Below are 25314 nucleotides of genomic sequence, written 5' to 3' on the forward strand. Positions count from 1 at the left end.
TCCCATTTGGTTATGAGCTAATTTTTGTAGAGATCATCCTAGATTTAGGAAGTTTAATAATCATTGAAGTCCCTTTTCCTACTTCGCTATGTACTGAAAGTTCACCATCATGCGCTCTAATTGTTTTATAACAAAAGCTAAGTCCTAAACCATGATTTTTAATGTTTTTCTTTGTAGAAAAATAGGGTTCCATAATACGATTTAATTCTTCTTTTGAGATCCCAACTCCATTGTCAGTAATTTCAATACTAATTCCACCATTTTTCATTTTGAACATTTGAATATGGATTAACCCTTCTGTCACAACAATGGCTTCCATAGCATTGTTTAAGATATTGTTTACTACTTCTTTTAAAAGAATTGGATCGCCATATAATATTGTATCAACCGTGAATTCAGTTTTTATTTTGATACCTTTGGCATTAAAAATCTTCTCTACTCCACGTACACAATCTGTGATTAAGTTTACCATTTCTACATTTGTTTCTTTCAGAACAATTTCCTCTGTCTTTGCTCTAATACGATCCACCATGTTATCTATTCCTTCAATTGCAGAAAAAACTGAATCAATTGCTTTCTCAGCCTCATCTAGATCTCTTTTTTCAATAGAATTTTGAGCAATATTAAAGAAAAACTTTATTTTACTTATTTCGTTCTTAATAGTGTGATTCAATACAGCTGTTCCCCCATTCATTATTTGAATGGACTTATCTAATATTTGCTGTTGTTCTACTTTCACCTTAATTCCAAAGGCACCATTTAGAAAGATATATCCAATAAAGAATATATAAGCCCCGAAGAAAAACATAGGTACAACTCGAAACAACTCTGTCTGTGAATCAATAGCCCTAAGAACGTAATTAAATATAAACACACCTAACCATGCAGGGACGAGCACGATAAAGACTCGAAACTTTTGCTCTCTTTGATAAACATTTATCTCGTCACGCCATGTACAAAACATAATAAAACTAGCAATCAAAAAGTATGGAGCAGACCAAATTAAAAGGATGCGAAAGTTAATATCTATATCTGGGTGAAAGTCAGTGAAAAATATCATAAAAACCATTGGTAAAGAAAGCACATAAGCTAAAGCTTTTTTCCTTTTCCCTTTAACTATTTGTGAATAAACAATTGAATACATTAGAATAGCATAGGGAGAAATAACTTCACCTAAAAATTGTAAATAGATGTGTGCTGTAAATAATATATTGGATATACTCTCAACTCCAAATTTATGTACACCTGGTATAATGTCAGTCAATATGGCTTCTGATAATGCACCTATCCCCCCAGACATTGCAAAAGTAATCATCCATCGGTTTGCTTCATTTTCTTTAGGTTGAGTAATGAACAGAATAATGGCAAATAGTAAATTAAAAACAAATATAAATAACATTCTTAGGTGCCAGACAAAATGTCTAAAATATCTTTTGGTTGCTTTGCCACAAAATCTGCATTACCTGTACTTAAAAGGTCTAACGAATCATACCCCCAAGATACTGCTATACAAAGAAGTCCATTTTTTTTAGCAGCTTTAATATCTCTTAACTCATCTCCTATATAAATAACTTCTTCCTTTTTTAATTTGTTATTTTTCAAGAACACTGAAATATCTTTTGATTTAGAAAAAGGGTTGAATGTATATTGACTATAATCAAAAATATTAATGGAATTATTTATTAAAAATTCACTGGTTGCATCTTTCTTATTACTTGTTAAAAAGCCTAATTTATAACCTTTCTTTTTTAGTTCTTTGAGAATTTCACTTATTTCAAGTACAGGTGTTAAATTAGGTATAAACGTTTGATATCTTCTTTTTACTGCAATCCCAACCAGAGGCATCTTATATATAGGTACATTGAGCGTCTTACAACGATCACGTATTGATAATGTACTTAAGTGTAATACCTCTTCTTCGCTAATTTTTTTATAACCTTGCTTCTTAGCAATTTCATTAAAAATATCAATTGCTAAAAGCTTTGTATTTACAATAGTGCCATTGAAGTTAAACAGTATAACTTTTTTCATATAATTCTCCTAGAACTTTTTAAATTTATAGAACATTAGTTTTTGTTTTATCGTATCAAACTACCATTTGATTTCAAATAGAACATAAATCCTTTTATTTACATTTATTATAGTTATTAGATGATTATATTTGACCTAAATAAATGTTTTTTATTAACATAAAAATGAATATTATTCATACGTTTACTTTTTATACCAAATAAACAACGTTCAATAGTCTTGTTTTTTGCATAAAAACCAAACCTATTATTCCGATAATTAAGAAAAAAACCTAAGATTGCCCTCCAATTGCAATAACTGCCAATATTATCGGGCCGAAAATAGTAAAAAATGAAAGAATACAAAGAATTGCTACAACGATAAGCAGTTCTACTCCTAAGAATTGTAACAGTAAAACTTTTATGGTAAATAAAAAAGCAAGGATCAAACCAATTATAAGAGAAAATGTAATGATTCTAGTCATACTATTGTTCAGTAATTTCATGGAGGTCCCTCGTCTAACGTACCTATAATTATACTTTTTTACATAAATAACAAGTTAAAACCTAACCTTAACTTACAGTATCTAATATTCCAACAGCCCACTACTTATCTTTTGTACATTAACTAACCTGTGTTTAATCCGAAGCTTGTACTTAAAGGTGTGTCAGTTTCACATTTAACAAAGATAAATATCGCTATAGAATATAAACTACGTTTTGCACTCTAAATAAGTTCACCTTAAGTTAAACTGAAATCACCTTTAGTTTAACTTAAGGTGAACTTAACTTTTCCGACATGTACACTACATCCTGGACAAGTTAAACCATCACTCGAACAAGTTCAACTAAAGATGTCATTTGTCCGAAAATTCGTCGGAAAGATGTACAAGATGTCGTTTTGTACGAATCTATTTGTTTTCTTAATGTCTTTATTTGTTCAAAATGTTGTTTTGTACGGTATAAAACGTTTCTATTATGTTATCATTATGTCATGATGTATTTTCTAAAGGAGGTTTCCTGCAATGGATTACGAAAAAGTGTATTCCTTAACGGCAATAGCAGACAAATTAGGGCGTTCAAGGTCTAGTGTCTATGATTGGCTCCATACATATAAGGAATTTGTAGAACCGCACACTGTCGGAAAAGGCCGGACAAAGAAATACAAAGAATCTATTTTTCCTGTGTTGTCACTTATAGAAGACTTGAAAGCCGAAGGGCATCCTAATGACTATATTCGTGCTTTGCTTGCTTCGGAAGGTCATGATATTGTTGTTGAAGGAGAAACAAATGAGAATGCTCCAGTTTTGACACAGTTAACTGAAGCATATAAAACTATCTTAACGAAAGTTGAAATGTTGGAATCGCAAAATGAAGATTTAGCACGTCAAAATGAAAAAATGGCAAATGCTATGCAGGCAATGGCTGAAGTAATGCGACAAACTGCGGCAACTAATGAAGAAAAAGCAGCAGAGCGTGAAAAACGACAACTTGAACGTGATCAAATGTTAATTGATACTATGCGACAGCTTCATGCTGACAAACAACAAGAACCGAAAGGCTTCCTCTCAAAACTATTTGGTAAATAAAAGAACCCCAACGAATTAATCGTTATGGTTCTTTTATTTATATGGTCGGTCTCGATTTACTAAAAGGGTTGTTATCATTTGATGATTTACATAATCTAAACGCTTTTGGCATAAAAAAAAACAATTCTAACACATTCTAAGATAATTGGGGAGGGGAAAAAAATTTCCCCTCCCCAAAACTAAAAATCTCATATATGATGGACTCAATATCTACACTAATATGGCATCTGCGTAGCTAAAAATACTTGTTTTGATATATTTTACTAATTTTTTATTGAATTATAAGACTACTTAACGCTATAATTAAACTAACAAAAATGTCCGGAATAGAAAAAAGACTTCAACTGTTTAAGTAGTGCAGCAACACTCTTAAACCGTTCACCCTAATTACGGTAGGGAAAACACTTGTCGAAGTCTCTTGTTAATAGAGTTAGTTTTTCTATAAAATAAAACTTATGTTTTTATTTTATACGAAATTGACATCTATTTCAAGGGCTTAGTTCATCAAAATCAAGGCATTGTTTTCCTTTTTCCAGGGAAACAGTGTCTTTTTTGTGTTCCTTAAAGGAGAAGATGAACAAATGACAAAAATATTAACCTGTTATTTAAAAGATGTAGACACCTTCAATGGACGGTTCAAATGGTTATGGACCAACAAATCTATACTACGTAAAAAGAAAGAAGAGTTTTTAGAAAATCTTCGTATCCACTTTAAACAACAACAATCTGCTATACATAAAGAATTTCCTAAAAAGAGAATGGAAATGCTCGATCACGTCATCTATAACCTAGTGGCTACGGGCATTCAAGCGATCCGTTCTGAAACACTTATGAAGAAATTTAATGTGTCCAAAAGTACGGTTTCTCGTTTTGTACGCTCATTAAAAGCAACTCCGTTTGTACTCGTGGCACGTTACATTAAAGAGGATGCAACAGGTACTCATCCTGACAGTTATGTATTTGTCCTTAAAAGTCATAAAAACTTTCAGCAAATTTGCGACGAAATCTTTTTTGCTCATGATACAACAGGTGTACAGACACTTAAACAAGAAGAAATGACCACTCCTGTGACACGTCCTGTGACGCATCAAGAAAGTTCTGAAAACGTTGATACACCAAGCTTAGAGGCCGATAAATCACCTGATGCCTTTATTAACCTTGATTTACCTGTAAATCATATAAATAATCATTTAATATCTGTTTCACAGGCCTTCACTTATATCAAGGGTGTGCCTAAGAAAGTCAATCAAGTCTATGCAGGTAAATATGGACATCAACTACAAGACTTTTATGCTCGTATTCAAAATGCTGCAAAAGCCGTAAAACGAGATACAGAGATTACGATTGAGAAAGAACAAGTACATGACATTGCGTATACATCCGTTGTTGGATTAGATAAATATGTGCATGAAGCCAATCAACAAGGGAATCCTTTATCCCTGCGGGATATGTGTCGATTAATCTATCAAATTGCGAAAAATCAATTCTACGATTTAGTAAAGCCTAAAGACCAGGATTATTCATCAGTATACGCAAACCAACAAGAAGTTATACATAACGAAAGCAAAGAAACGACACTAGCTACACCAAAACGAATTATCCGCAAAGAACTAGTTCCAGATTGGTTAAAAGCTGAACAGCAGCAAGACCAACCTAAACAAGAAACAGAAGTTACAGTAGATCAACAGCTTGAAATGATTCAGTTAAAGCAAGATCTAGGACAAGAGCTAACACCAGAAGAAGGGGACTTGCTGCAAGAACACAGTTCTACGTACAGTTTGTTTGAAATAGCTCAGGTAAAACAAGACCTAGGACAAGCTTTGACACCAGAGGAACAAGAATGTTTGCGTCAAAAGAATCAGTTAAAAGACACAGCTTCTTAATCAAAAAAAGTAGAAATCTCTTAGAAGCTGATGTTTCAATAGAGTCTGTTTATTTAGAACTATGTTCTAAATAAACAATAACTAAAAATCCACGCAGGAGGAGAACATTATGCCACATAAAATTACCTTAACCGGATCAGCCACAGGACCACTACGAGAGTACGATCGCTACGTTGCTTTTGATATGCGTGAAAAAGGGTCACCATCTGCGCCTAAAGGTCTGAAGAAAAGTACGTTTATTTCGTATACAGTTTTTGTTGCGAAGAAAGCCTTTAATAAAACCGGACTCACGAAGAAAAGTATCATGCATGAAAAAATCTTAATTCAAGGGGAACCAACGTTAGACATTCCCATTGATGAATGCCCTGGTGAAGTAGGAGTCATCTGTTTCCAGATTACCGTTCTCCCGAACAAAAATGATAAAGAGAAGAATCAGTCCGAAGAGAAAAAAGAACCTAAACAAGAGGTTTCTGCGTCTTCTGAGGTCTCGCAGAACACGGAACCTAAAAAACAGGAAGAAGCGCAAGCACCTGTTTCTCAACCCATAGCAAAGGAAGAGAAGAAAGAGGTAAAGCCTATTCAGCCAGAAGTACAACAAGCGCCTAAAGAAGAGAAAAAGACCGAGGAAAAAAAGACAACACTATCCAACCAGCCGAAGGGAACTCAGGATCTATTGAACGTTGATGAGATTATCGTTCCTCAAGAGTTTTTAAAGACACGCCCAAACCCTGAAAAAACGCAAAAGGTGATCGATTTTGTGAAGCGTACAGGACGCCTAGATGAGCCATTAACGATTGAAAAAGGATCAAAGATCTTAAAAGATGGCTACCGTCGTTATATCGTGGCCAAAACGGTCAAAATGGATCAAGTTCCTGTTGTCTATGAATATCAAAAATAAGGGTGTAGGAGTCTACTAAATGAATAATAAACAAAAAGCGATTGAATATATTCAAAAGGCGTCTGATGAATTGGAAAAGCACCGGGAGTTTCTTGCAAATCTAGGCCTGAATGTATCCTTCTTGAATACGGCTGATAGAAAGTTAGATCAGGCCATCCATTGTCTTGTTCATTCAATCGAAGAGCCCGAGGATGACAATGACAAAGAAATTAAAGAAGTGTCCTTTCATGAAGATGAAAAGGTTATTGTATTCAAAAACGGAGATATCAAAACGATTAAATATTTTAATCAAGCAGAGAATGTAGATGAAAATTAAATCATTTTGAGTAGGATTTAGATTGGTATATTAACGGCAAAATGACAAAACACCAAATATGGTCCTCTTATTATTTGAAGGTTTTTACATATATACCTAGAATAGTTCTCTTGATAAGAGGAGGTGATCATATGTTGAGAGTCATAACCGCAGAAGCAGCATATACCACCGAAGAATTAGCCGATATACTTGGTTTGCCCATATCAACTATACGAAAATACAACTTCCATTTTGCCAAAATTGGTGTGCACTTTACTAAAAAACAAGGTAGATTAGCTTATACAAATGACGACGTTACCATCTTTCATGAACTAAAAAGAATTTATGCTCATCCCGAAATGACCTTAGAAAAAGCCGTTATAACCGTTGCAAAAAAATTTAACTTAGTACAAATACCAGCCACTCCACCTAACATTTCAACTGAAAAGCAAACCCTTAGCCTAGAACCACGTGAGATGCAAATGAAAGAGATACAAAGCTATATCGATGCGAAATTTGAGGAACGCGAACGTCAATTAATTTCAATGGCTCGTGAAATTCGGGCGTTAAAAAAAGCACAACAGCAAAAGAAGAGTTTTTATAAGTGGTTAAAAACCTTTTTTGAAAAATGATTTTCTACAATGGTGGTATCTCGTTATCTATTATTCACACAAAAAACCTTCTCCCTCCATCTAGAGAGAAAAGGTTTTTTGTGTGAAGTTCAATTTCAAAGAATATTGACAACAAAGACCGCCCAATATGTATCAGTGTATAAGGCGGTCTTAACTGTATTCATGCTATATGATTATGACCAAAATATCGACATTATTCCAACTCTGCATAAGCAATATTTATATACTGTTTATTTTATAGTTTATTATATGTTGTAAATTAAGATTTTTGCCTGTTTTTTTATACAAAAATGTATAGTTTTTTTAGAATACGTCCATCCTTTATAAAAAGGAGTGTGTTAGTATGCCTAAAATCACTAAAAAAAGTAAGTTAGGAAAATACTTAATGGGCAAGGGCTATACTCAAACCAAATTAGTTAAAGCAACTAATTTAAATAGACATACAGTTAGTAAAATTTATAATGACTCAAATTATATTCCATCTGGCTCAACCATAAAAAAAGTAATGAATATTTTAAAAAAAATTGACTCTAAGGCGAAAGTAGAGGACTTTTTTAACTTATAAGCCCTATCATAGGCAAATAGGGCTTATTTATTGCATTAAGGATAAAAAACTTTATAAAAGTTTACTAGCAATCTATATACAGAGGAAAATGAGTATACTACTCCAAGTTTTGATAAAAACGGTAGATTGGAAATTCCATGATTTCTTCTTTTTCTTCATCAGGAAGAGTAGCAAATTTTCTCTTCGCTTTTGTCTTATTTTTCAACAAAACCTCACATGCAAAACATATTGTTTGCTCGTTATTCATTTCTGCTCTTGCTTGTATGTTATAAAGATCATTTTGTTCATCTTCTGATAATTCATGGCCTTGCTTGAGTTTAATGAGATAAATATTAATTTTTGCAATATCATCTTGTGGATAATTAGCTAAGTATCGTTGATTTAGATCAAGAGCAAGCTCTAAATAATTTTCATCGAGGGTTTTATCATAAAAGTCTATATACTCTAAAGAACTAGTAATTGTTAAGTCAGCTTGTATATCATGATGTTCATCGGCAAAAGATAATTTTACTATGTCAAAATCAAAGTTTGTATCTTTCACCATTTCTTCAATTTTTCGAGAAGCGAAAATGCTTAATTTTTGGTCATAATTTTCTCGATTATCAGATAACATAACAGGTTCAACAGTATCCTGCCCGTGATTACTAGCTACATCTGGTATAGACGAATATCTACCCGTTATTTTTAACGCTTCTTCACTATAAAGGTTAAGGAAACATCCATCTGCATATACTAATGCTAGTTTCACATATTTGGAAAGTTCAATATTGATTATCTCCGTTTTTTCTAGTTTTTCTTGATGAATATTTAGTAAGCTATATTGTTTATTTTTAAAGATATTGATTATAGCATTGAATAGGGAAGGGAAATCTTCCTTATCATCAAATATATAATTTTCATTTATTCCAATTTGAGTACAAATATCTATCAGTTCTTTGTAGGATTCAATCTCTTCCTCAATTTGTTGGAGATGTCCCTTTAAATTTAATGTCCCACCAGATAACTGTAGAGATTGAAAAGGAAACTTATTGCGCTGTATGTAATAGTTTATTAATCGTAAACATTTCATATAGGAACCGAGGCTTTTTACTCTTTCTAGATGGAATAGACCAGATTTCTTTCTCCTATCAAAGTCCAACGTTAAAGTATCTTCTATAACGACCTTGAATCCCTTCTCTGTTTCAATGATTTGGTAAGTAACAAGGGTGGATTCATTGTTCATATAAACGACTTCGTTTTTTCCAATTTTCAACTCATCTATTTTAACTTCCTCCACTGGTAACTTAATACCGTCGTCTGGGATACCATATATGTGAATTATTCCTTCATATAAATTAAAAGCTTTCTTTTGCATGTTAACAAAATCTACTTTGTAAGGTGTAGATTCTTTGTTTTCGGATGTTTCAGTAGAGCCTGTTTGCTGTTTGTCTACCTCTTCTATAAATGTGTGACGTAAAGGATCTAAATCCCCATTTTTCATTTTTTTAAAATCAAAGGAAATAGATTTCTTTTCACTTGAATTAAGATGAGATAAGAGTGATCTAACTTTTAGTGGAGCTAATATTCGATAATACGCTAGCTGTTCAACATTTGTTGTATCAGTTTCTAGATCTTTTACTGCAACCTTTTTTGGGGTTTTTGTTGTAACCATTCAATTCTCTCCTTCTTCATGATGAACATTTAAGTCGTTAAAAACTCATCGAATCCTAGTATAGCAACAACGAGACAGCATTCGTTAGATAAATTAAATCCAACGAGTGTATTTCTCAGCTATTTCTTAGTCAATGAAATGGGTTTACTATCAAACAAAAAAATCCTGTTATATACAAGATTCTTGATCAAACATTATTATAAACAATCCAAGTCCAAACAAAATAAAATGAAAAAGGGCACTTTCCCGGCTAGGAAAGCACCCCCCTGTCAAAACTTAGTACGTAACGGACTTTTATTATAACATAGGTTGCCCTCAAAAAGTAGAAGGGCCTTATCATGGATAAAAGCGAAAAACTATTAATGGGTATTGAAAATATCTTGAGTGTAGCGTCTGATTTAGTTGGTGAAGTTGCTGGGCTAAAGAGTGCAGAAAAAGAATGTAAAACCCTGGAATAGAAAGTATTTATGAATCAAATAACTCAAGTAGAACAAGAAGTCTTTGCTCTTGATGGTCATTCTATTTCAGCAACACAAGACATTTTCCATAAAGAAGAGTGCGCGATTAAGAATCAAAAAAGAAGTATCTTAAAGAAATGGAATACATCATGTATGACAGAAGCTGTTCAACAGTTTCTGAATTTGTATCAAGAATCCTCACAAGAACTAATACGTACTTCTTAACTATAAAATAGCCTCTAAGGCTACAAAAGCAGGCTTAAACCTGCTTTTTCTTATACAGAGAAAAGAGCATTCCTCTCAAATGAGAAATGCTCTTTCCTATAAGCATGATTCGGGTTATCAAACGTGAACCCACCGTTAGGCTGACCACTTATATCTTACTATCTATGATGATCAATGTCATCACTTAATATTTTGAAAATATAAATATTTGTGTGATTTTCGAACCAATAAAAAAAGGACTACCTTATCCCCAAAGGTAATCCTTTCTTTTTTATGTAGATTCTACACAACTTCATTTTACATAATTAGAATAAAAAAACCATCATTCTGTTATATTTCCTGACTTAAATTATCAAATGTTATTTTTACCTTTTTCATGAAAATAAAAAAGGACATTTCTTTTATGCCCTGTTCCCTCGTACCAGCCCCGCCTACGCTAAATACTATGACAGCCACTCATGCCATCCAACCTACTCTTATTATAAATGAAAGCGATTGCAAAATAAACTGATTAATTAAAATATTATGTCTATTTTTTGTTGTGTCTAGTAGATTGAATAATTTCACATGTTATGAACAAACTACTCAAGAAGCTGTAAAGTTTCCATCCTTTAATCAAATAAATGTAGCAGAAAAACAACTGAACGGACCCAGTTGTTTTTTCTGTTTTTGGGCTATATATGATAGAAAGAGCTCCTTCTTTAAATTGAGTAATATCAATGGGACTTTTTTATTTCAAGACACCAAGTAGCTAGTTTACATATATGCAGATTTTTATACATCCCTGATATGACTACGTTTACTCGATACCCAAGTGAGAGGAAGATGTATAAAAAATGCACGTTATATATATGTTCAAGGTCAACTTGTATTGATTTATTTCTTAATTTGTTATAAAGTTATTCAGACTTTTTATAAATTAGTTTATGAATTCCCTCAAAAGCTACCTGTCCTGCAACGATGGGGTAGCTTTCTTTTTTATTAGAAAACATAGTTTCTTAGTCTCCTATGTTAAGTTAATTTTGATTCCATTTGACGATGATACTACTTTTGGTCTTTCTTCCCTTTGTTTTTTATGAGAACTTTTATATTTCTCCATAAGTTCATGAATACTTGCTACTTGTATGATTCGGATGTGTTCTGAAGACACCGCGTAACGAACAGGCGTAATCAAAATAACGGAAGGGAAGATAGCTGATCGGTCCTCTGGCTGCCAATGCAATGCCTTCCATTCATCCGAAAAGAAAAACTCTTCATAAAGGTTAATCTTCACTTGCATTTTCTGTTCTGAATACTGATTTCGTTGAATTTCAATCCAAAAAGGAGATCCTTTAAAAATACAAAAGAGATCCGGTTCAATCCCTCCTTTTCGTCCGGTGGGCTTATCTTCGACAATGACATTCTTAGGCACACTATACGTACACATTTGTTTATAGACATCCAAGATAGAAAGGAAATGTAATATTTTTTGAGAGTTCTTTTTGATTTTTGCATCCACAGGCAAATAGACGGTTGGAGAATACTGCTGAGTGCGTTCAATTACCCCTAATCGATATAAACGTACCATCACACTATTACACGCATTTACAGGCGATTTCAGCTGTTTAAAGAACAGCTCAACCAACGAGTCTCGATCTACGGCTCGAAACTGGTTGATAAACCCAATGATGTCTTTATCACGTTGAGATAAACGGAAACTCATCGCTGCTCCTCCTTCTCTAATAAACCAAAAATAGACTGTGATACTACTTCTAGTTCTGGTTCAGGGTCTTTCACGAGCGTTTTATAAGGTGAAAGTATTTCCTTACAAGCTCCTTCATCTAAGAAATAGGCTTGAAACTCTTTGACCTCATCAATTTTAATTTTCATGCGTCCCCTGGCTGCGGCATCGATTTCTTCTGCCCCAAGTACACCTGCCACCTTTGCATTCGTGGCATCGGCTTGCCTTCCAGAGATCCGAACTCGTAAGTTTGCTTTTAGTGCTGAATTCAACAAATCGGCATCTGGACGCTGCATGGCAATAATCGTATGAACACCTAACGCACGACCTTGACTCGCAAACTGTTGAATCATCTCTACAAGATCCGTTTCTCTCTTCACGATGGACATTTCATCAATTACCACAACGATACGAGGCAGCTTAAAAGGTAGCCTGCTGATATGAGTGACCCCATGCTCTAACAATAAATCGCCTCTTCGATACATTTCAGCTCGTAATAAAGCAAAAGGTTTTCGCATATCCTTGGCCTCAAAGCAAAGCGCATCCACATGCTCAATCCCATGAAATAACCCCAAATCAGCTCGTTTAAGATCCACTAACACTAAGCGTAAGTCTTTAGGAGAGGCATATTTCACCCACGTTGTGAGGATCACACGCATGAGACTGCTTTTTCCGGCCCCAATTTCGCCAGATATCAATAAGGTTTCTAAATCAGCAAAATCCCATGAAACGGGGCTTCCATAGATATCTTGACCAATACATACGGGAAGCTCCATTTTCTTAATATGAGGATGAATGACTTCATACGTATAATTGAGCATCTTAGGTAGGCTTTTGTGGTGAACCGTGATACTAAAGTTTTTTAAGCTGCCGTTTATTTCGATATTGCTGCCTAATACTTGTCGTAAGGCCCATCTTTTTTTATTTAAAAGTTCAGGATCAATGCCATTCAATAAGGAAAACGCATACCGGGTGTAGGTGTGCTGATGATCGATCTGATGGATCTTCGGAAATTGATAGGAGGTACGATCCCCACGCTTTATGACCCGATAAATCTCTGCTGTACGAAACGCTTTAATAAGTTTTCCACGCAATTTTAGTTTTTCAAACATCTAAATCCCTCCTCAAAACATAAATGTCGCAAAGAAGTAAAATAAGGCCCCATAAAAGGTGACAGGCAAGATAAAGCGCATTACCTTTGAGAACTGATCAACGAGATCAATTACACCCCATCGTTCTAATATTCGTTCGATGATAGCAATTCCTAAGACAATGCCTCCTATAGTAAGAATGGTGGGGTCAAGCATAGCAAATGGACTAAAAGGGACAAAGGAATAAGCCCTGAAGGGACGAGGTTTTGTTGAGGATTTAAAGGATGGTTTATGGAAGAACTTTTGAAAAGTACTATAATGAGTTATTCTCATGTTGATACCTTCTTTCACTCTTTTAATTTTTTTGCTTTTGGCGTACCTGTTTTTTTAGCTCACCGCATCCGGTCGCCCCCTTCGCCTCTTCGGCTCAGCTCCCTTACAGATTCTATAAACGGCTTCACGAGGCGTATACAGCTTGTATTAACGGGGTAGGGATACTGAACTAGATACTGATTAGGTAATGAAGTCATGATTCTTTAGATACTATGTAGCTACTGCAGTAAGCTTGCCTGTCCAGTCAAAAAATACAAAAGAACCCTTACTGCAGTAGGGGATTAGTAGGTAGTTATGTAAGATGTGCTCGGTTTTTATATGCTAGGGGTTGGACTAATCGCCTTCATTTTTCATGAAATGGACAAGAGAGTAGAGGAGGTCCCCAGCGTATGCTTTATGTCTTAGAACATGTCCAAACAAAACTTGATAAAGCAAATAGATGATTATTCGTGTTATACTATAGTTGGAAATAATACGTGAATCATTTAATGTGTTCAACGTAGCAAAAAGCCACTTGTAGTCTACAAGTGGCTTTTACTTATCTACTCGAAGAATGCCGGGCACTCTCGTTATGAACCGATATACATAGCGATAAGGCTTCACAAGGGAAAAACAGTTATGTTTAAATGATATAAGCCTCCATCAATGTTGATGGGGGCTTCTTTATGCTATGCGCGTGTTTCTTTTTATTTAAATCATAGAAAAAAAGAAGAATGGACACCATTCTTCCTTTAGCCACGATTCTACAATTGTCTTAGAAACGTCCGCCGCCAAGTTGTTGCTCAGCCATTTGTACCAGACGTTTTGTAATCTCTCCACCTACAGATCCGTTTGCACGAGCAGTTGCATCAGGACCTAGGTTAACACCAAACTCACTAGCAATTTCATATTTCATTTGGTCAATTGCTTGTTGAGCACCATATACTAATAATTCATTTGTGTTGCTATTTTTATTGTTTGCCATTTTATCCATCTCCTTTATTGGTTGTAACGTTAACATGTGTAAAAGGAGAATGAGTTATTCATAAAATAAAAAAATAATTTTTCACTATATATTACTCCATTAATAAAGTTACTTGTGTTTGTAAGCACAAAAAAGGCCCAGTCAGTAGGTTTTGTAGTTGTTGTGTTGCTAATTTTTAGTAAGATATTGGTGGAACATCGTATGTGAATATAAATTCTATTTAATTCGGATAATTGTTGATAGATGTAAGTTTTTGTAGATAATTAAATTGTTCTCATATATTGAATATTTATCCTACATCAAGTACAATGAGTTGAATATAAGTTCAACTTAAAAGATGAGGTGTATAGAAATGAAAATTTCACGTTTTAATAAAGATTGCGGAAACTCTGTTGATATGAACATCATGGATGGATATCTATTTGATTTTCCAACGAATGTAGTTGAACTGCAAAAAGAAGCTGCAGATTCTTTTTTTACAGATGCGGTGACAGCTCCAGAAGAATTTAAGAAGCGTATTTTACTTTCCACAACTATTCAGGGAGAAGAGAAAGAGCGCTATTTCTTAGTCGGTGACATTGCCGCAAGTCAATTACTTGCCAACAATCACATTAATAAATTACATAATAAGATTACAAGTCATATTCCATACATCACCTTTTTAGCTGCCATTGCGTATTACCATGCGTTACATGCGAAAGGTAAAAAAGACAACACAATTGAAATTGACTATTTTTCTACGATGTTACCAATCTGGCTCCTTAAGAAAGAGAGTACATTTGGGGCAGCTCAAAAAGCGATGGCTAATCGCTTCTTAGGCGACCATACGTTTACTGTACATACGCCTGGTTTTGAAAATACGTTAAAGGTAGTAGTAGAAGAAAGTGCATGCTTAAAAGAGGGAGAAAGTGCACGTTTTGCGTTAAAAAAAGACTTAACCCTTGAAGATCGTGAAGATGCGAATGAGTATGTAGAATGTGAAACGGTTATGGTGGACATTGGTGGTGGTTCCATTGATGTGGTTATTCTACCCGAAGGGTTGAAAGCTGCCAATAGTCGTGATTCATTCCAAAGCATTGAAGGCATTCCTTATTTAGCGCATATTGATAAATTGCGTAAAGAGAAATTCCTAGAACTGTTTACGGACTTACGTGCCTTTGATCAATTTATTCTTGATAACTACAGCAAGCAAAAGTTTGTATTAAAAAACGAAAATACAGGTGAATCCATTGATTTAACAAGTACAATCAAGTCTTCTCTTCGAGAATATGTGGAGATTTTACTGGCTAAATTAAATGATGTCGCACCACCACCAGCGAATAAAGTGCGTAAATATGTGTACTGTGGCGGGGTAGCTCCTACTTTAGAAGTCGCTATCATGAATAGTATGCGTGAAAAAATTGGCGAAGAACGTACGGACAAGTATCATAAGGTTCCCCAAGATAGCCGTCACTTAAATTTATTTGGCTTGGAAATTCGTAGTATTGGTTACGTTCAGAAGAAGCAAGCAGCAGAGAAGAAAGCCGTTAAATCCTAACAACGTAGGTGATAAGGATGTCAGAACGCCAAAATGCGTTTACCATTAAGACAAATCGATTGAGTGATGAAGTGTATAATCAACTGGCTACATATGCTAAATCGCGTAAGTTAGGAGATTATATCTCATCTTTAATTCTACGTGATCTAGATGATGCATCTACTGGAAGAAAAGCAATGGAAGACAAGAAAACCTACGAGATGTTTGAACATATCAAGAATGAACTAGCTGATTTAAAGGTATTAGCCCAAACAACAGGTTTTGTAGGAAGCGATTCTTTCAAAGAAGAAGAGCCTTCAAAGGTTCCTCAACTGAAAGAAGGAAAAGTCGCAGATCTAGAGAATATATCTGGTTCATTAGACGATGATGACTTAGAAGAATATAGCGACTTTTAAACTGGAAAACCACTAGAACCCATTCTAGTGGTTTTCTTTTTGTGGTTCACTCGAAACTGTGAGGAACAGATAGTAGCTTTTTACGATAATCAAGGTAAAATGCCTTGTATAAAAATAGCTATAAATTTTTAAATTCAACTTTTTTTGGAGATTTTTTTGTCTATGTATTTATCATTCATGTGAAAAAGCCCCTAACCACTCTAAAAGCTGACTATGTCAGATTACATATTTCTCAAATAAAATAAAAATTCTCCTCATATAAATAGTCGTCATCTCATATGATTGAGTATAGTTTTTTTTGGATAGACTGATAGATAACTATAAATAAACCATTAAGTATATTTTAGATCAATCCATTATATGCTCATAAATTATTTGATTTCTAAAAGAAAACTACATGGCCCCAACCATGTAGTTTTAAATAAAAAATCATTATTTTGCGTAAATGTGGTATAGAAGGTAAAAACCAATTACTACAAATGCTAAAAACAAACATGATTTTAAGATTTTCATTTCAGGTAGAGAAAGCACTTCGCTTATAGTGGAATTTGGATGTTCCAGTGCATGTTTCCAAATTCCCCATAAGCAACTTCCCAACATTGATAAAATTAAAACAACGAAAATACTTTGAACAGTAAAGTTCTTGAGAAATTCCATACTACATTCCCCTTTCCTAGAAAGGTTGCTTTGTATCGCTAAATCAGTGATGTCATGTGCAACTTAGCTAGTATTATTTGTATACGTACACTCTATGCATCTCTGACAACATATATGCTTACTACTCATAAATGTCTTATTCAACAAAAAGAACCATCGAATTTACGATGGTTCTTTTTGTTGAGTATTTTATTATTTACGTTTGGTCATTTGCATCTAAAAAAGTTGATTTTTCTTAAATACCTTCTCTTTAAAGTTCCTGTTTAAAGGATCCTTCTTCTTTTAGTTTAATAATCCCAAAAGAATAAAAATAAAGCGCAAGCATGGCTATATGATCTTATTGCATAAGGAGAAAAATTTTATTAAGGAATAAAATAACAGGATTAATGGATTTTAGTCGGGGGTAAAGTCAACTAACTATTTTATTATAAGGAGAGAATGATTTATGGGAATTATATGGATGCTAATTGTAGGTGGAATTATCGGTTGGCTCGCTGGTTTACTTACAGGGCGTGACGTTCCTGGAGGTATTATTGGTAATATTATCGCTGGATTTATCGGTTCTTGGTTAGGTGGTCTGATCTTGGGAAGTTGGGGACCAGTCGTTGGTGGTTTTGCTATCATCCCAGCCATAATTGGATCTATCATTTTAGTACTAATTGTAAGTTTTATTTTACGAAAAATGGGTCGAAACAAGAATCATGGTCATCACGCAAAATAAATTGAAAAACATAAATTGGAGGGACTAAAGATGAGAGAAGAAAGTAAGTCTGTGTTAGATGGTTTTGTTGAAGATAATCAATTCGAATTAGATTCTTACCTTACTTATTTGTTCGATCAACTTAATCATGAGAGCGAAATTCCTTCAGAAGCTTAAGGAGAAGCCAAATATTTTATTATAAAGAAAAAGAGAAAAAAATAATAAATCAGAATATAACATAAGCGACCTTAGTAACTTGGTTTACGATACATAGGGTCGTTTATTGTTATGGAGAACGTTTAAAAATGAGGTGAAGATGTTCTTCTTTATTGGCCATGCTCAAAGATTATTGATCACTTTCACTACTGCGTTGTTAAAAACCGATTGGTCCTACTCTTTGATTGAAGCCTTTTCAGAGTGCCAAACGGAGGATTGTACATACGATTAAAGAAGATACATCCACTGCTTGGAAAATTCTTTCCACTATCAAAAAGAATTTATCTACCTTAATAAGCTAGCCATTTAGTAAATCATTTCATAATAAAGGAGATGGAAGTGTGTTTGGATTCAGTGATATGCCTAAATTCTTGTTTTCTTTCTTACTTGTACTACCACTTGTATCTCTTGTTCACCAATTAGGTCATTCTATCATGGCAATCTTTTTCGGAGGAAGAGTGGATTTTACCATTGGAAAAGGAAAAACGATTTTTAAATGGAGGAAAATTAAAATAAAATCAGTTTACTTTCTAGATTCTTTTTGTGCATATGAAAAACTAAAATACGATAACCGATTCACCCATGCTTGTGTCTATGCTGGAGGCGCCATCGCTAACTTAGCTTCTATTTTCCTTATAAATGGTTTAGTTATAGCTGACTTCCTTCCAGCAAGTCTTTTTTCTTACCAGTTTGTCTACTTTTCTGTTTATTATATTGTCTTCTCGCTACTGCCTATCAAATATACAGAAACAAATTTAAGTGATGGACGTGCTATTTATGATGCATTGAGATATGGGAAAATAACATGTAACCCTGATTAAGAAAGCTGAAATAATGATGTGAAGTGATGGGGTTGCGAAGCTACACGGGATTCCTCTTTACGTAATAAAGTAGATGATAAAAATAAAATTACTTTAAATAATGTGGTTAATTCAACAATTAGTGTTGATGTTGATAAATAATTGATCTCAAAAAACCTTCTACTCGTGTCAGGTAGAAGGTCATTTGTGTGATGGAAATGTCATTGTATACCTTGCGAGAAAGGTAACACATTTATTCATTGCCAATAAGCTCATCGCTTAAACAGATTACATTGGAAAAGCCTCTATCCTATAGATAGAAGGCAAGATAGAAACATACTATAAACAAAGGTAGATGACTTAGATAACTTTACATTTATTTGTATACCCAAAAGGAAAGAACTTAAACAAATAAAAAACCCTTCTACTCATAGAGAGTAGAAGGTCACATGGATCACATACTGCTAAAAAAAAAGTTAGTTGATTATAGATTTTAACCAAAAAAATAAAATTCAAACATATACAGATAAAAGGGGGCATGTTAAAATTACTCTGTTTTTTCCACTAGTTGCATCTGGAAAATTTGCGTTTCTTGAATACCGGCTCTTTGGAGTTCCTGTTTAAAGGATTCTCCTTCTTTTAGTTTAATGATTCTCTTCGAACCGTCACGTAACGTGTATACTCTAAAATTGTACATAAATGTACCTCCACCCAAATAAATGCTCTCCTGTACACGATTTCTTCAGGAACTAAGACAAGCGAACATCGATGAGCTCGCTTAACCTCATTTTATTCTTTAATTCAAATACGTCATCAATAAAAATAAATAAATCCCCAAGAGAATCAACAAACTGAATGAATCCTGTCTCTGTTATGCATTGGCCTTGTTTGTAATATGTAAGATACACTTGTTTATTTATAAGGCTTCAATTAACGTGAAATTGATTTGTTCCATTTGCTCTTCTGTTAAAACAGGTTGAGTTACTTCTACTTCCTTATTTATAATCTCCTGTAGTCCTATGTATTGCTCTGGCAACGTAGCAAAAGGGCGCCATTTCTTCATTCCTCTATGTTCCATGTTTCTGTCCTCCTTACGCTTTGTGGCCTCCCAATAAGCCATTTCGATAACGAGCTGTTGAATGCTCGAGGTGACTTGAAGCCCTTAGCAAACTATTCTTGCCATAACGCATTCGAATTTCATCAATCGTTTTCGCAAGAGCATAGGCTCTTTCACGCTGATCGATGTCCTCAAATAAGCTCATTTGCTCCTCTTCTTGAATACTGGTGTTGGATAGTGAGATGCCAATAGAACGAATCGGCATCCCACTATCATACGTATGTAAAATGCTTAAACAATACGGAAAGATATCTTGGCTTAAGTTCGAAGCTCTTCCCATTTTCTTTTGTCTGGAGAAGCCTCCACCTGCTTGATTACTGTAGCCAATCGATAACTGGATGGTTGCAGCCACCACTTGATGCATGCGTAAGCGAAAGCACACATCGTCTAATAACTCCAACAGCAACAACTCCACTTCTTTTCGATTCGTGTAATGGCGAGAGAGAATCTGACTCTTGCCAAACGAACGAGAGCTAGGGATATACACATCCGAAATGCGACTGTAATCAATGCCATTAGCATGTTGGTGCAACTCTTCACCTAGGACACCAAATTCTTTCCGTAACATCTCGACAGAAGAAAGAGCTAGTTCTTTGATGGAGTGAATACCTAAACGATTCAAGCGTCTTTCCGTAGCAGAGGAGATTCCCCAGAAATCCTTCATTGGATGAATGGACCACAACTTAAAGGGAATATCTTCATATCGCCAATACGCCACTCCTGTTGGGCTATTCTTTGCCTCATGGTCTAAGCTTACCTTCGCCAATAAGAGATTAGGGCCTATGCCTGTCGTAGCTGTCAGGCGTGTCTTACGATAAATCTCGTTAATAATCTTATGGGCTAACTCTTCTGGTGTACGAGCGAACAGATGTAACGAAGCTGTCGCATCAATAAACAGCTCATCAATACTATAGGCATGAAAATCCTCAGGCGCCACATACTGTAACACCAAGCTCGAAATATAGGTCGACGCCTTGATGTATCTCTCCATGGATGGATTCACCACATGGATATCTTTCCTTTTAGGAATGTCGAAAAGACGACTTCCTGTTCTGACCCCTTCTTTCTTTAATAAGGGTGTGGCAGCTAATACAACGGATCCCGACCGTTTGATATCTCCGACCACCGCAAGCTTTGTTTTCAACGGATTTAATCCTCTTATGACAGAAGAAACGGACGCATAGAACGCCTTCATTTCAATACATATAATGATTCGGTTTGGTAACTGCTCATCATCCATTGAAAATACTCCTTAAATAAAAGAACATTTGTTCCATATATTATATACGAACAAATGTTCTTTATACAGTGGAATATCATACCATTTCCCGATTATTGTTACTATAATAAGAGATAGGAACATTGGATAAGAAAATGCCTAACTATATTATCTTTTCTTCATGGTTTTTGTTCTTAGTTCTTTTATGGATTGTCGGATCGTTCTTTAAATGTAAAAATGGACAGTGGTGGTCTATGTATCGTTTGAATCTAGATAAGTATGGCCCGTGGGCCTTAGAGCTTTCTTACATAAAGGTTATTATTGCTACTGTTATTTCGTGAGTAATAGTTTATATGGTGAGTTTTGATTTAATGCTTGCATGTCATTTCTCAACCTTTTTTATTATTTTAAAAATATAGTTTAAGGTGGCAGTTAGGATATAAAAGGACATTAATCTGTTTCTTCAGCGAGTACCCAAGGAACTTCTATCATTAACTAGGGTATGGTTTGCCAGGTGTATTCGATTTTGGGTATCTTTACCCCAACTTGAATAGCAATTCGTAATTATATTTTATTTTGGCTTTAATTTTCATGAAGAAATACGAGTAAAAATATACTCACTCGTATTTCTTTAAAACAATAGCTGCATTATGGCCACCAAACCCAAATGAATTGGATAAACCAGTATTTATTTTCACTTGGCGAGCAATAGTTGGTACATAATCTAAATCGCATAATGGATCGGGATTTTCTAAGTTAATTGTTGGAGGAACAACGCCTTCTTTAAGGCTCATTGCTAGAGCAATTGCTTCAACTCCACCAGCTGCTCCTAACATGTGACCAACCATAGATTTATTAGCTGTTATTGGAATCTGATAAGCTTGTTTCTCAAACAGTTCCTTAATAGCTTTTGTTTCAGAGATGTCACCCACCTTTGTACTTGTTGCATGAGCACTAATAACATCAATTTCCTCAGGGGATATATTTGCATTTCTTAAAGCTGCTTTCATTGCAAGATAAGCACCTTTACCCTCTGGGTGTGTAGCAACCATATGGTGTGCGTCTGAACTTGCACCATATCCGATGACTTCCGCGTGAATTTTTGCTCCTCTACGCAAAGCATGAGATAGAGATTCTAAGATTAGAATTCCAGCTCCTTCTGACATGACAAATCCATCACGGTCTTCATCGAATGGACGACTAGCTTGAGTAGGGTCATCATTTCTTGTTGATAATGCGGTAGCATTTCCAAAACTTGCTACTGATAAGTCAGTTATAGCAGCCTCTGTTCCACCTGCAAACACAGCATCTACTTCTCCAGAACGAATCAGTCTAAAAGCTTCCCCAATAGCTGTATTCCCAATGGCACAAGCAGAAACAGGCGACATAGAAGGACCCATTGCATTCCACTTGATGCTAATTTGTGCTGCAGCAGCATTAGAAATCATACCCGGCACCAGAGTTGGGCTGACTCTCCTTGGCCCTTTCTGTCTAAGTGCATCAATATTCTCAACTAAGGTTTCAATGCCCCCTATACCTGAACCTACGTATACGCCTAACCTTTCTGGATCTATATGATTGAGATCTAACTTAGCATCTGCCCAGGCTTGTTCAGCTGCAGCTAAAGCAAATTGGGAAAAACGATCTAAACGCCTTGCTTCCTTCTTTCCTAAAATCTCATCTGCATCAAAATCCCGAACGATTCCTGCAATTTTTGCCTTATGGTCAGTAATATCAAATGTATCTATAGAGGAGATGCCGGACTCTCCTTTAATTAGGTTGTTCCAAAATGTTCTGATGTTATTTCCTATAGGAGAGACTACTCCCATACCTGTAATCACAACTCTTTCCACTTTTCATCACTCCAAATCAATAATATACTTGTATTTTACAGTCCTTTTATCCTATTACAAGGGATTGTTTATCCTGGTATAACTACTACTAGGGTAAATTGGTATGATGAGGAGTTTTAAAAATGAATGATAAAACTAGGCTTGAAGCTTTGTCCACATTCTTAAAAACCAAGCGAGCTCAAATTAAACCAGAATCTATTGGGCTACCAGCAGGAACCCGAAGAAGGACACCGGGATTACGACGAGAAGAGGTTGCACAATTAGCAGGGGTAAGTACCACTTGGTACACATGGTTAGAGCAAGGAAGAGATATAAAAGTTTCTTCTATTGTGCTTGACTGTATTTCTACAGCTCTACAACTAAATAGCGATGAAAGAGACTACTTATATGATCTGGCATTAGAAGCAAAGTCAGAAATTGTTCATCCTAAAAAAGATCAATCAGAGCTTAGCCCTTCTTTAAAACGAATACTAGCTGAATTAACCTATTGTCCCACTATCGTTACAGATCGACACTGCCATATTGTGGGCTGGAATTCCGCAGCTTCTCATGTTTTTCTAGATTTTGAACAAATCCCAAATGAGCAAAGAAATCTAATTCAATTAGTGTTCGCCCGAAAAGAATTGAAAGCACTAGCTGTCAATTGGGAGCATTTTGCTAAAGGTTTTCTTGCTATTTTCCGTACCTATTATGGACACTATCTAGGTGATGAATGGTACAACCAGTTTATTAGTCAGATGAGTCATTTACATCCGGAATTCCAGGCCTTATGGAATGAAAGCCAAGTGAGTAAAGCTCCCGAAATGGTTATTGAATTTAGACATGCAAAGGCAGGAAAAATGTTATTTAATTTAACTTCCCTCCAAGTTCAAGGGGATATGGATTTGCGTTGTAGCATTTACACACCAGTAGAGGAAACGGATACGGAAAATAAGTTAAAACGGTTAATGAAAAGAGTTTCTATGGAGAAACTCTAGAGAAATTTCATTATATTAAGCAGATTAAGATGACAGTCTCTTACTTTGAGACTGTTTTTTTACGAATTAATTATTAATAAATTGTTTCGAAAAGTTTATAATATTTCACTATTAAATAATATCATTATTAAGGAATAAAACGTTGTTATACTATCTTTTAATATTGGTAAAATACACATAAAATTAACAACTTTTAGAGGGGGGAACAGCTATGTATAAAAAAGGTGTTTTTTTATTAATTACGGTAACTTCTTTACTGGTTTCTGGCTGTCAACAAGAAGAAAAGGTTGGTTCAAAATCAGGAGAAACTGGGGAGGTTAGTAGCCAGGAGACCAGTGATAATAGTGCTACTAAAACAAATCAAGATAGTAATAATGCTAAAGAAAACAATACTGGGGAATCTTCAACTATAAAAGGTAGCGATCACGCGAGTGCTGTTCACAAAAATAGTAATCAGCAAAACGCAACTAATTCAAATACAGTCTCAAATGACGATTTTGTTACTAAAGATACGGCAGCTCTAGTAATGGCTGACTACATAAATGGACTAACCACTGCAATTAATACTGGACAGTTCAGTAACGTTTCACATGTTTTAAGAGGTTCATTATATAATGACCAACAATCATTGGTAAGCAACTTATATAAGAAGGGTATTAAAGAGAACTGGGTAGATTATTCTGTAGTGAATTTTACGAAAGCAGGTAACTCTTCGGATGGGCCTCTTTATAAAATACAAACTGTAGAGACTGTATCTGTTATACAACCAGATGGATCTCAAAAAACAAATAAATACAATTGGATGTACACAGCAGTGCTTATCAATAATCAATTATACTTAACTGATATAGCTAAAAATGGGCCGATTACTACTGTTTCAAAGACTGGGCCAACTACAAGCACTCCATCAACAAATAGTTCAGGTACAACTATAACTAATAGCAAAAAAGCTTATTATTTAGATTTACTAGAACAGACTAGAGTTAGTGAAGTACAACCAGTTAATGATCAGATCGATGGTGACAGAAGACAAACTTCTGGAGCAAATTATCAAATGTGGGACCAGGTATTGAACGATATCTATGCTGAATTAAAAAACCAATTACCTGCATCAGAGATGAATGATCTAAAAATCAAACAACGTCAATGGATTAAAGATAGAGATGCTGCTTCTCAAAAAGAGTTGAAAGAAGCTGGAGGGGGAACTTTAGCTTATGCTGAAGAGGCTCGTATTTTACACGAAATGACTAGAGAACGTTGCTACGAGCTAGTTACTTATTATATGAAATAATGAGAAAGTACTATATTTACATGGTGGAACTTTATGTATTGGCTATCTTCATTGTTATGTGTGTATATGCCATCCTATAAATCACACATATACACATTTGCTCGTGCTATTTCTTGCCGTTAGTTCCCTTCCATTTCTATCTGAATATTATTAGTTAACACCATTATTTGCAGATTCATAAACCTCTCTACTAGTTATGGGAATAATTTAATGTATTCAACGTAACAAAGAGCCACTTG

26 protein-coding genes are annotated in these 25314 nt (G+C 34.9%); 15 read left to right on the forward strand and 11 right to left on the reverse strand.

Annotated elements, in window-relative coordinates; genetic code table 11:
- Positions 1–10: 10 nt before the first annotated feature.
- Together AC0KUU_RS23385 and AC0KUU_RS23390 are read right to left on the reverse strand one after the other, a co-directional pair.
- Complete coding sequence (locus AC0KUU_RS23385) at positions 11–1315, reverse strand: sensor histidine kinase (protein WP_165576190.1); 1305 nt, start codon at positions 1313–1315, stop codon at positions 11–13.
- Between the two features lie 86 nt (positions 1316–1401).
- Entirely contained in the window at positions 1402–2031 is a 630-nt protein-coding gene (locus AC0KUU_RS23390; protein ID WP_165576191.1) for an HAD-IA family hydrolase, read from the reverse strand.
- A 1003-nt stretch (positions 2032–3034) separates the two neighbouring features.
- On the opposite strand from AC0KUU_RS23390, the gene AC0KUU_RS23395 reads away from it, so the two are divergent.
- The 6 genes from AC0KUU_RS23395 to AC0KUU_RS23420 all read left to right on the forward strand — a co-directional run bounded on the left by AC0KUU_RS23395 (position 3035) and on the right by AC0KUU_RS23420 (position 7871).
- Complete coding sequence (locus AC0KUU_RS23395; RefSeq protein WP_142166970.1) at positions 3035–3598, forward strand: helix-turn-helix domain-containing protein; 564 nt, start codon at positions 3035–3037, stop codon at positions 3596–3598.
- 581 nt (positions 3599–4179) lie between these two features.
- Positions 4180–5481, forward strand: coding sequence for a replication protein (locus tag AC0KUU_RS23400; protein WP_473453150.1), 1302 nt, complete (start codon positions 4180–4182; stop codon positions 5479–5481).
- 109 nt (positions 5482–5590) lie between these two features.
- Positions 5591–6379 (forward strand): ParB N-terminal domain-containing protein, encoded by a 789-nt coding sequence (locus tag AC0KUU_RS23405; RefSeq protein WP_473453152.1) that lies wholly within the window; start codon positions 5591–5593, stop codon positions 6377–6379.
- A 19-nt stretch (positions 6380–6398) separates the two neighbouring features.
- Positions 6399–6695 carry a hypothetical protein gene (locus tag AC0KUU_RS23410; protein ID WP_097826789.1) on the forward strand — a complete coding sequence of 99 codons (297 nt, stop codon included), beginning with the start codon at positions 6399–6401 and terminating at the stop codon, positions 6693–6695.
- 131 nt (positions 6696–6826) lie between these two features.
- Positions 6827–7306 carry a MerR family transcriptional regulator gene (locus AC0KUU_RS23415; RefSeq protein ID WP_097826788.1) on the forward strand — a complete coding sequence of 160 codons (480 nt, stop codon included), beginning with the start codon at positions 6827–6829 and terminating at the stop codon, positions 7304–7306.
- Between the two features lie 343 nt (positions 7307–7649).
- The gene (locus tag AC0KUU_RS23420) at positions 7650–7871 is read left to right on the forward strand and encodes a helix-turn-helix domain-containing protein (RefSeq protein ID WP_074683322.1); all 222 of its coding nucleotides are present in this window, start codon (positions 7650–7652) and stop codon (positions 7869–7871) included.
- A 97-nt stretch (positions 7872–7968) separates the two neighbouring features.
- Here the strand turns inward: AC0KUU_RS23420 and AC0KUU_RS23425 are convergent, their stop codons facing one another.
- Entirely contained in the window at positions 7969–9522 is a 1554-nt protein-coding gene (locus tag AC0KUU_RS23425; protein ID WP_427599414.1) for a DUF4365 domain-containing protein, read from the reverse strand.
- Between the two features lie 467 nt (positions 9523–9989).
- Here AC0KUU_RS23425 and AC0KUU_RS23430 point away from each other — a divergent pair, with 467 nt between their 5' ends.
- On the forward strand, positions 9990–10205 hold the full coding sequence (locus tag AC0KUU_RS23430; RefSeq protein ID WP_473453153.1) for a hypothetical protein: 216 nt from the start codon (positions 9990–9992) through the stop codon (positions 10203–10205).
- A 1006-nt stretch (positions 10206–11211) separates the two neighbouring features.
- Here the strand turns inward: AC0KUU_RS23430 and AC0KUU_RS23435 are convergent.
- The 3 genes from AC0KUU_RS23435 to AC0KUU_RS23445 all read right to left on the reverse strand — a co-directional run bounded on the left by AC0KUU_RS23435 (position 11212) and on the right by AC0KUU_RS23445 (position 14313).
- Entirely contained in the window at positions 11212–11907 is a 696-nt protein-coding gene (locus AC0KUU_RS23435; protein WP_473050484.1) for a hypothetical protein, read from the reverse strand.
- A complete protein-coding gene (locus tag AC0KUU_RS23440; protein WP_205663333.1) occupies positions 11904–13037 on the reverse strand; it encodes an FtsK/SpoIIIE domain-containing protein in 1134 nt (377 codons plus the stop codon). Before AC0KUU_RS23440 ends, AC0KUU_RS23435 begins: the two co-directional genes overlap by 4 nt.
- Positions 13038–14103: 1066 nt before the next feature.
- Positions 14104–14313: an alpha/beta-type small acid-soluble spore protein gene (locus AC0KUU_RS23445; protein ID WP_047934289.1), complete on the reverse strand. Its 210-nt coding sequence runs from the start codon at positions 14311–14313 to the stop codon at positions 14104–14106.
- A 352-nt stretch (positions 14314–14665) separates the two neighbouring features.
- On the opposite strand from AC0KUU_RS23445, the gene AC0KUU_RS23450 reads away from it, so the two are divergent.
- Entirely contained in the window at positions 14666–15850 is a 1185-nt protein-coding gene (locus tag AC0KUU_RS23450; RefSeq protein ID WP_098757569.1) for an Alp7A family actin-like protein, read from the forward strand.
- A 17-nt stretch (positions 15851–15867) separates the two neighbouring features.
- The gene (locus AC0KUU_RS23455) at positions 15868–16245 is read left to right on the forward strand and encodes a hypothetical protein (protein ID WP_473453156.1); all 378 of its coding nucleotides are present in this window, start codon (positions 15868–15870) and stop codon (positions 16243–16245) included.
- Between the two features lie 432 nt (positions 16246–16677).
- On the opposite strand, the gene AC0KUU_RS23460 is transcribed toward AC0KUU_RS23455, so the two are convergent.
- Complete coding sequence (locus tag AC0KUU_RS23460; RefSeq protein ID WP_098250289.1) at positions 16678–16902, reverse strand: hypothetical protein; 225 nt, start codon at positions 16900–16902, stop codon at positions 16678–16680.
- A 445-nt stretch (positions 16903–17347) separates the two neighbouring features.
- Here AC0KUU_RS23460 and AC0KUU_RS23465 point away from each other — a divergent pair, with 445 nt between their 5' ends.
- The 3 genes from AC0KUU_RS23465 (at position 17348) to AC0KUU_RS23475 (ending at position 18639) form a co-directional block, all read left to right on the forward strand.
- The gene (locus tag AC0KUU_RS23465) at positions 17348–17623 is read left to right on the forward strand and encodes a GlsB/YeaQ/YmgE family stress response membrane protein (protein ID WP_216876356.1); all 276 of its coding nucleotides are present in this window, start codon (positions 17348–17350) and stop codon (positions 17621–17623) included.
- A gap of 30 nt (positions 17624–17653) precedes the next feature.
- Positions 17654–17779, forward strand: coding sequence for a hypothetical protein (locus AC0KUU_RS23470; protein WP_255286116.1), 126 nt, complete (start codon positions 17654–17656; stop codon positions 17777–17779).
- A 380-nt stretch (positions 17780–18159) separates the two neighbouring features.
- A complete protein-coding gene (locus AC0KUU_RS23475; RefSeq protein WP_216876357.1) occupies positions 18160–18639 on the forward strand; it encodes a site-2 protease family protein in 480 nt (159 codons plus the stop codon).
- 526 nt (positions 18640–19165) lie between these two features.
- Here the strand turns inward: AC0KUU_RS23475 and AC0KUU_RS23480 are convergent.
- The 3 genes from AC0KUU_RS23480 to AC0KUU_RS23490 all read right to left on the reverse strand — a co-directional run bounded on the left by AC0KUU_RS23480 (position 19166) and on the right by AC0KUU_RS23490 (position 20975).
- A complete protein-coding gene (locus tag AC0KUU_RS23480; protein WP_216876358.1) occupies positions 19166–19315 on the reverse strand; it encodes a hypothetical protein in 150 nt (49 codons plus the stop codon).
- 219 nt (positions 19316–19534) lie between these two features.
- Positions 19535–19696, reverse strand: coding sequence for a YolD-like family protein (locus AC0KUU_RS23485; RefSeq protein ID WP_473453160.1), 162 nt, complete (start codon positions 19694–19696; stop codon positions 19535–19537).
- A 13-nt stretch (positions 19697–19709) separates the two neighbouring features.
- Positions 19710–20975, reverse strand: a complete 1266-nt coding sequence (locus tag AC0KUU_RS23490) for a Y-family DNA polymerase (protein ID WP_473453162.1) — start codon at positions 20973–20975, stop codon at positions 19710–19712.
- Between the two features lie 122 nt (positions 20976–21097).
- Between AC0KUU_RS23490 and AC0KUU_RS23495 the strand changes: the two genes are divergently transcribed.
- The gene (locus AC0KUU_RS23495) at positions 21098–21295 is read left to right on the forward strand and encodes a hypothetical protein (protein WP_116372649.1); all 198 of its coding nucleotides are present in this window, start codon (positions 21098–21100) and stop codon (positions 21293–21295) included.
- Between the two features lie 276 nt (positions 21296–21571).
- Here AC0KUU_RS23495 and fabF read toward each other — a convergent pair whose 3' ends face one another.
- Entirely contained in the window at positions 21572–22807 is a 1236-nt protein-coding gene (gene fabF, locus AC0KUU_RS23500; protein ID WP_116372651.1) for a beta-ketoacyl-ACP synthase II, read from the reverse strand.
- Positions 22808–22929: 122 nt separating this feature from the next.
- On the opposite strand from fabF, the gene AC0KUU_RS23505 reads away from it, so the two are divergent.
- Both AC0KUU_RS23505 and AC0KUU_RS23510 read left to right on the forward strand, forming a co-directional pair.
- Entirely contained in the window at positions 22930–23784 is an 855-nt protein-coding gene (locus tag AC0KUU_RS23505; protein ID WP_116372653.1) for an MmyB family transcriptional regulator, read from the forward strand.
- A 211-nt stretch (positions 23785–23995) separates the two neighbouring features.
- On the forward strand, positions 23996–25075 hold the full coding sequence (locus AC0KUU_RS23510; protein WP_116372655.1) for a lysozyme inhibitor LprI family protein: 1080 nt from the start codon (positions 23996–23998) through the stop codon (positions 25073–25075).
- Positions 25076–25314: the final 239 nt, after the last annotated feature.

Source organism: Priestia sp. ST2, assembly GCF_055810735.1.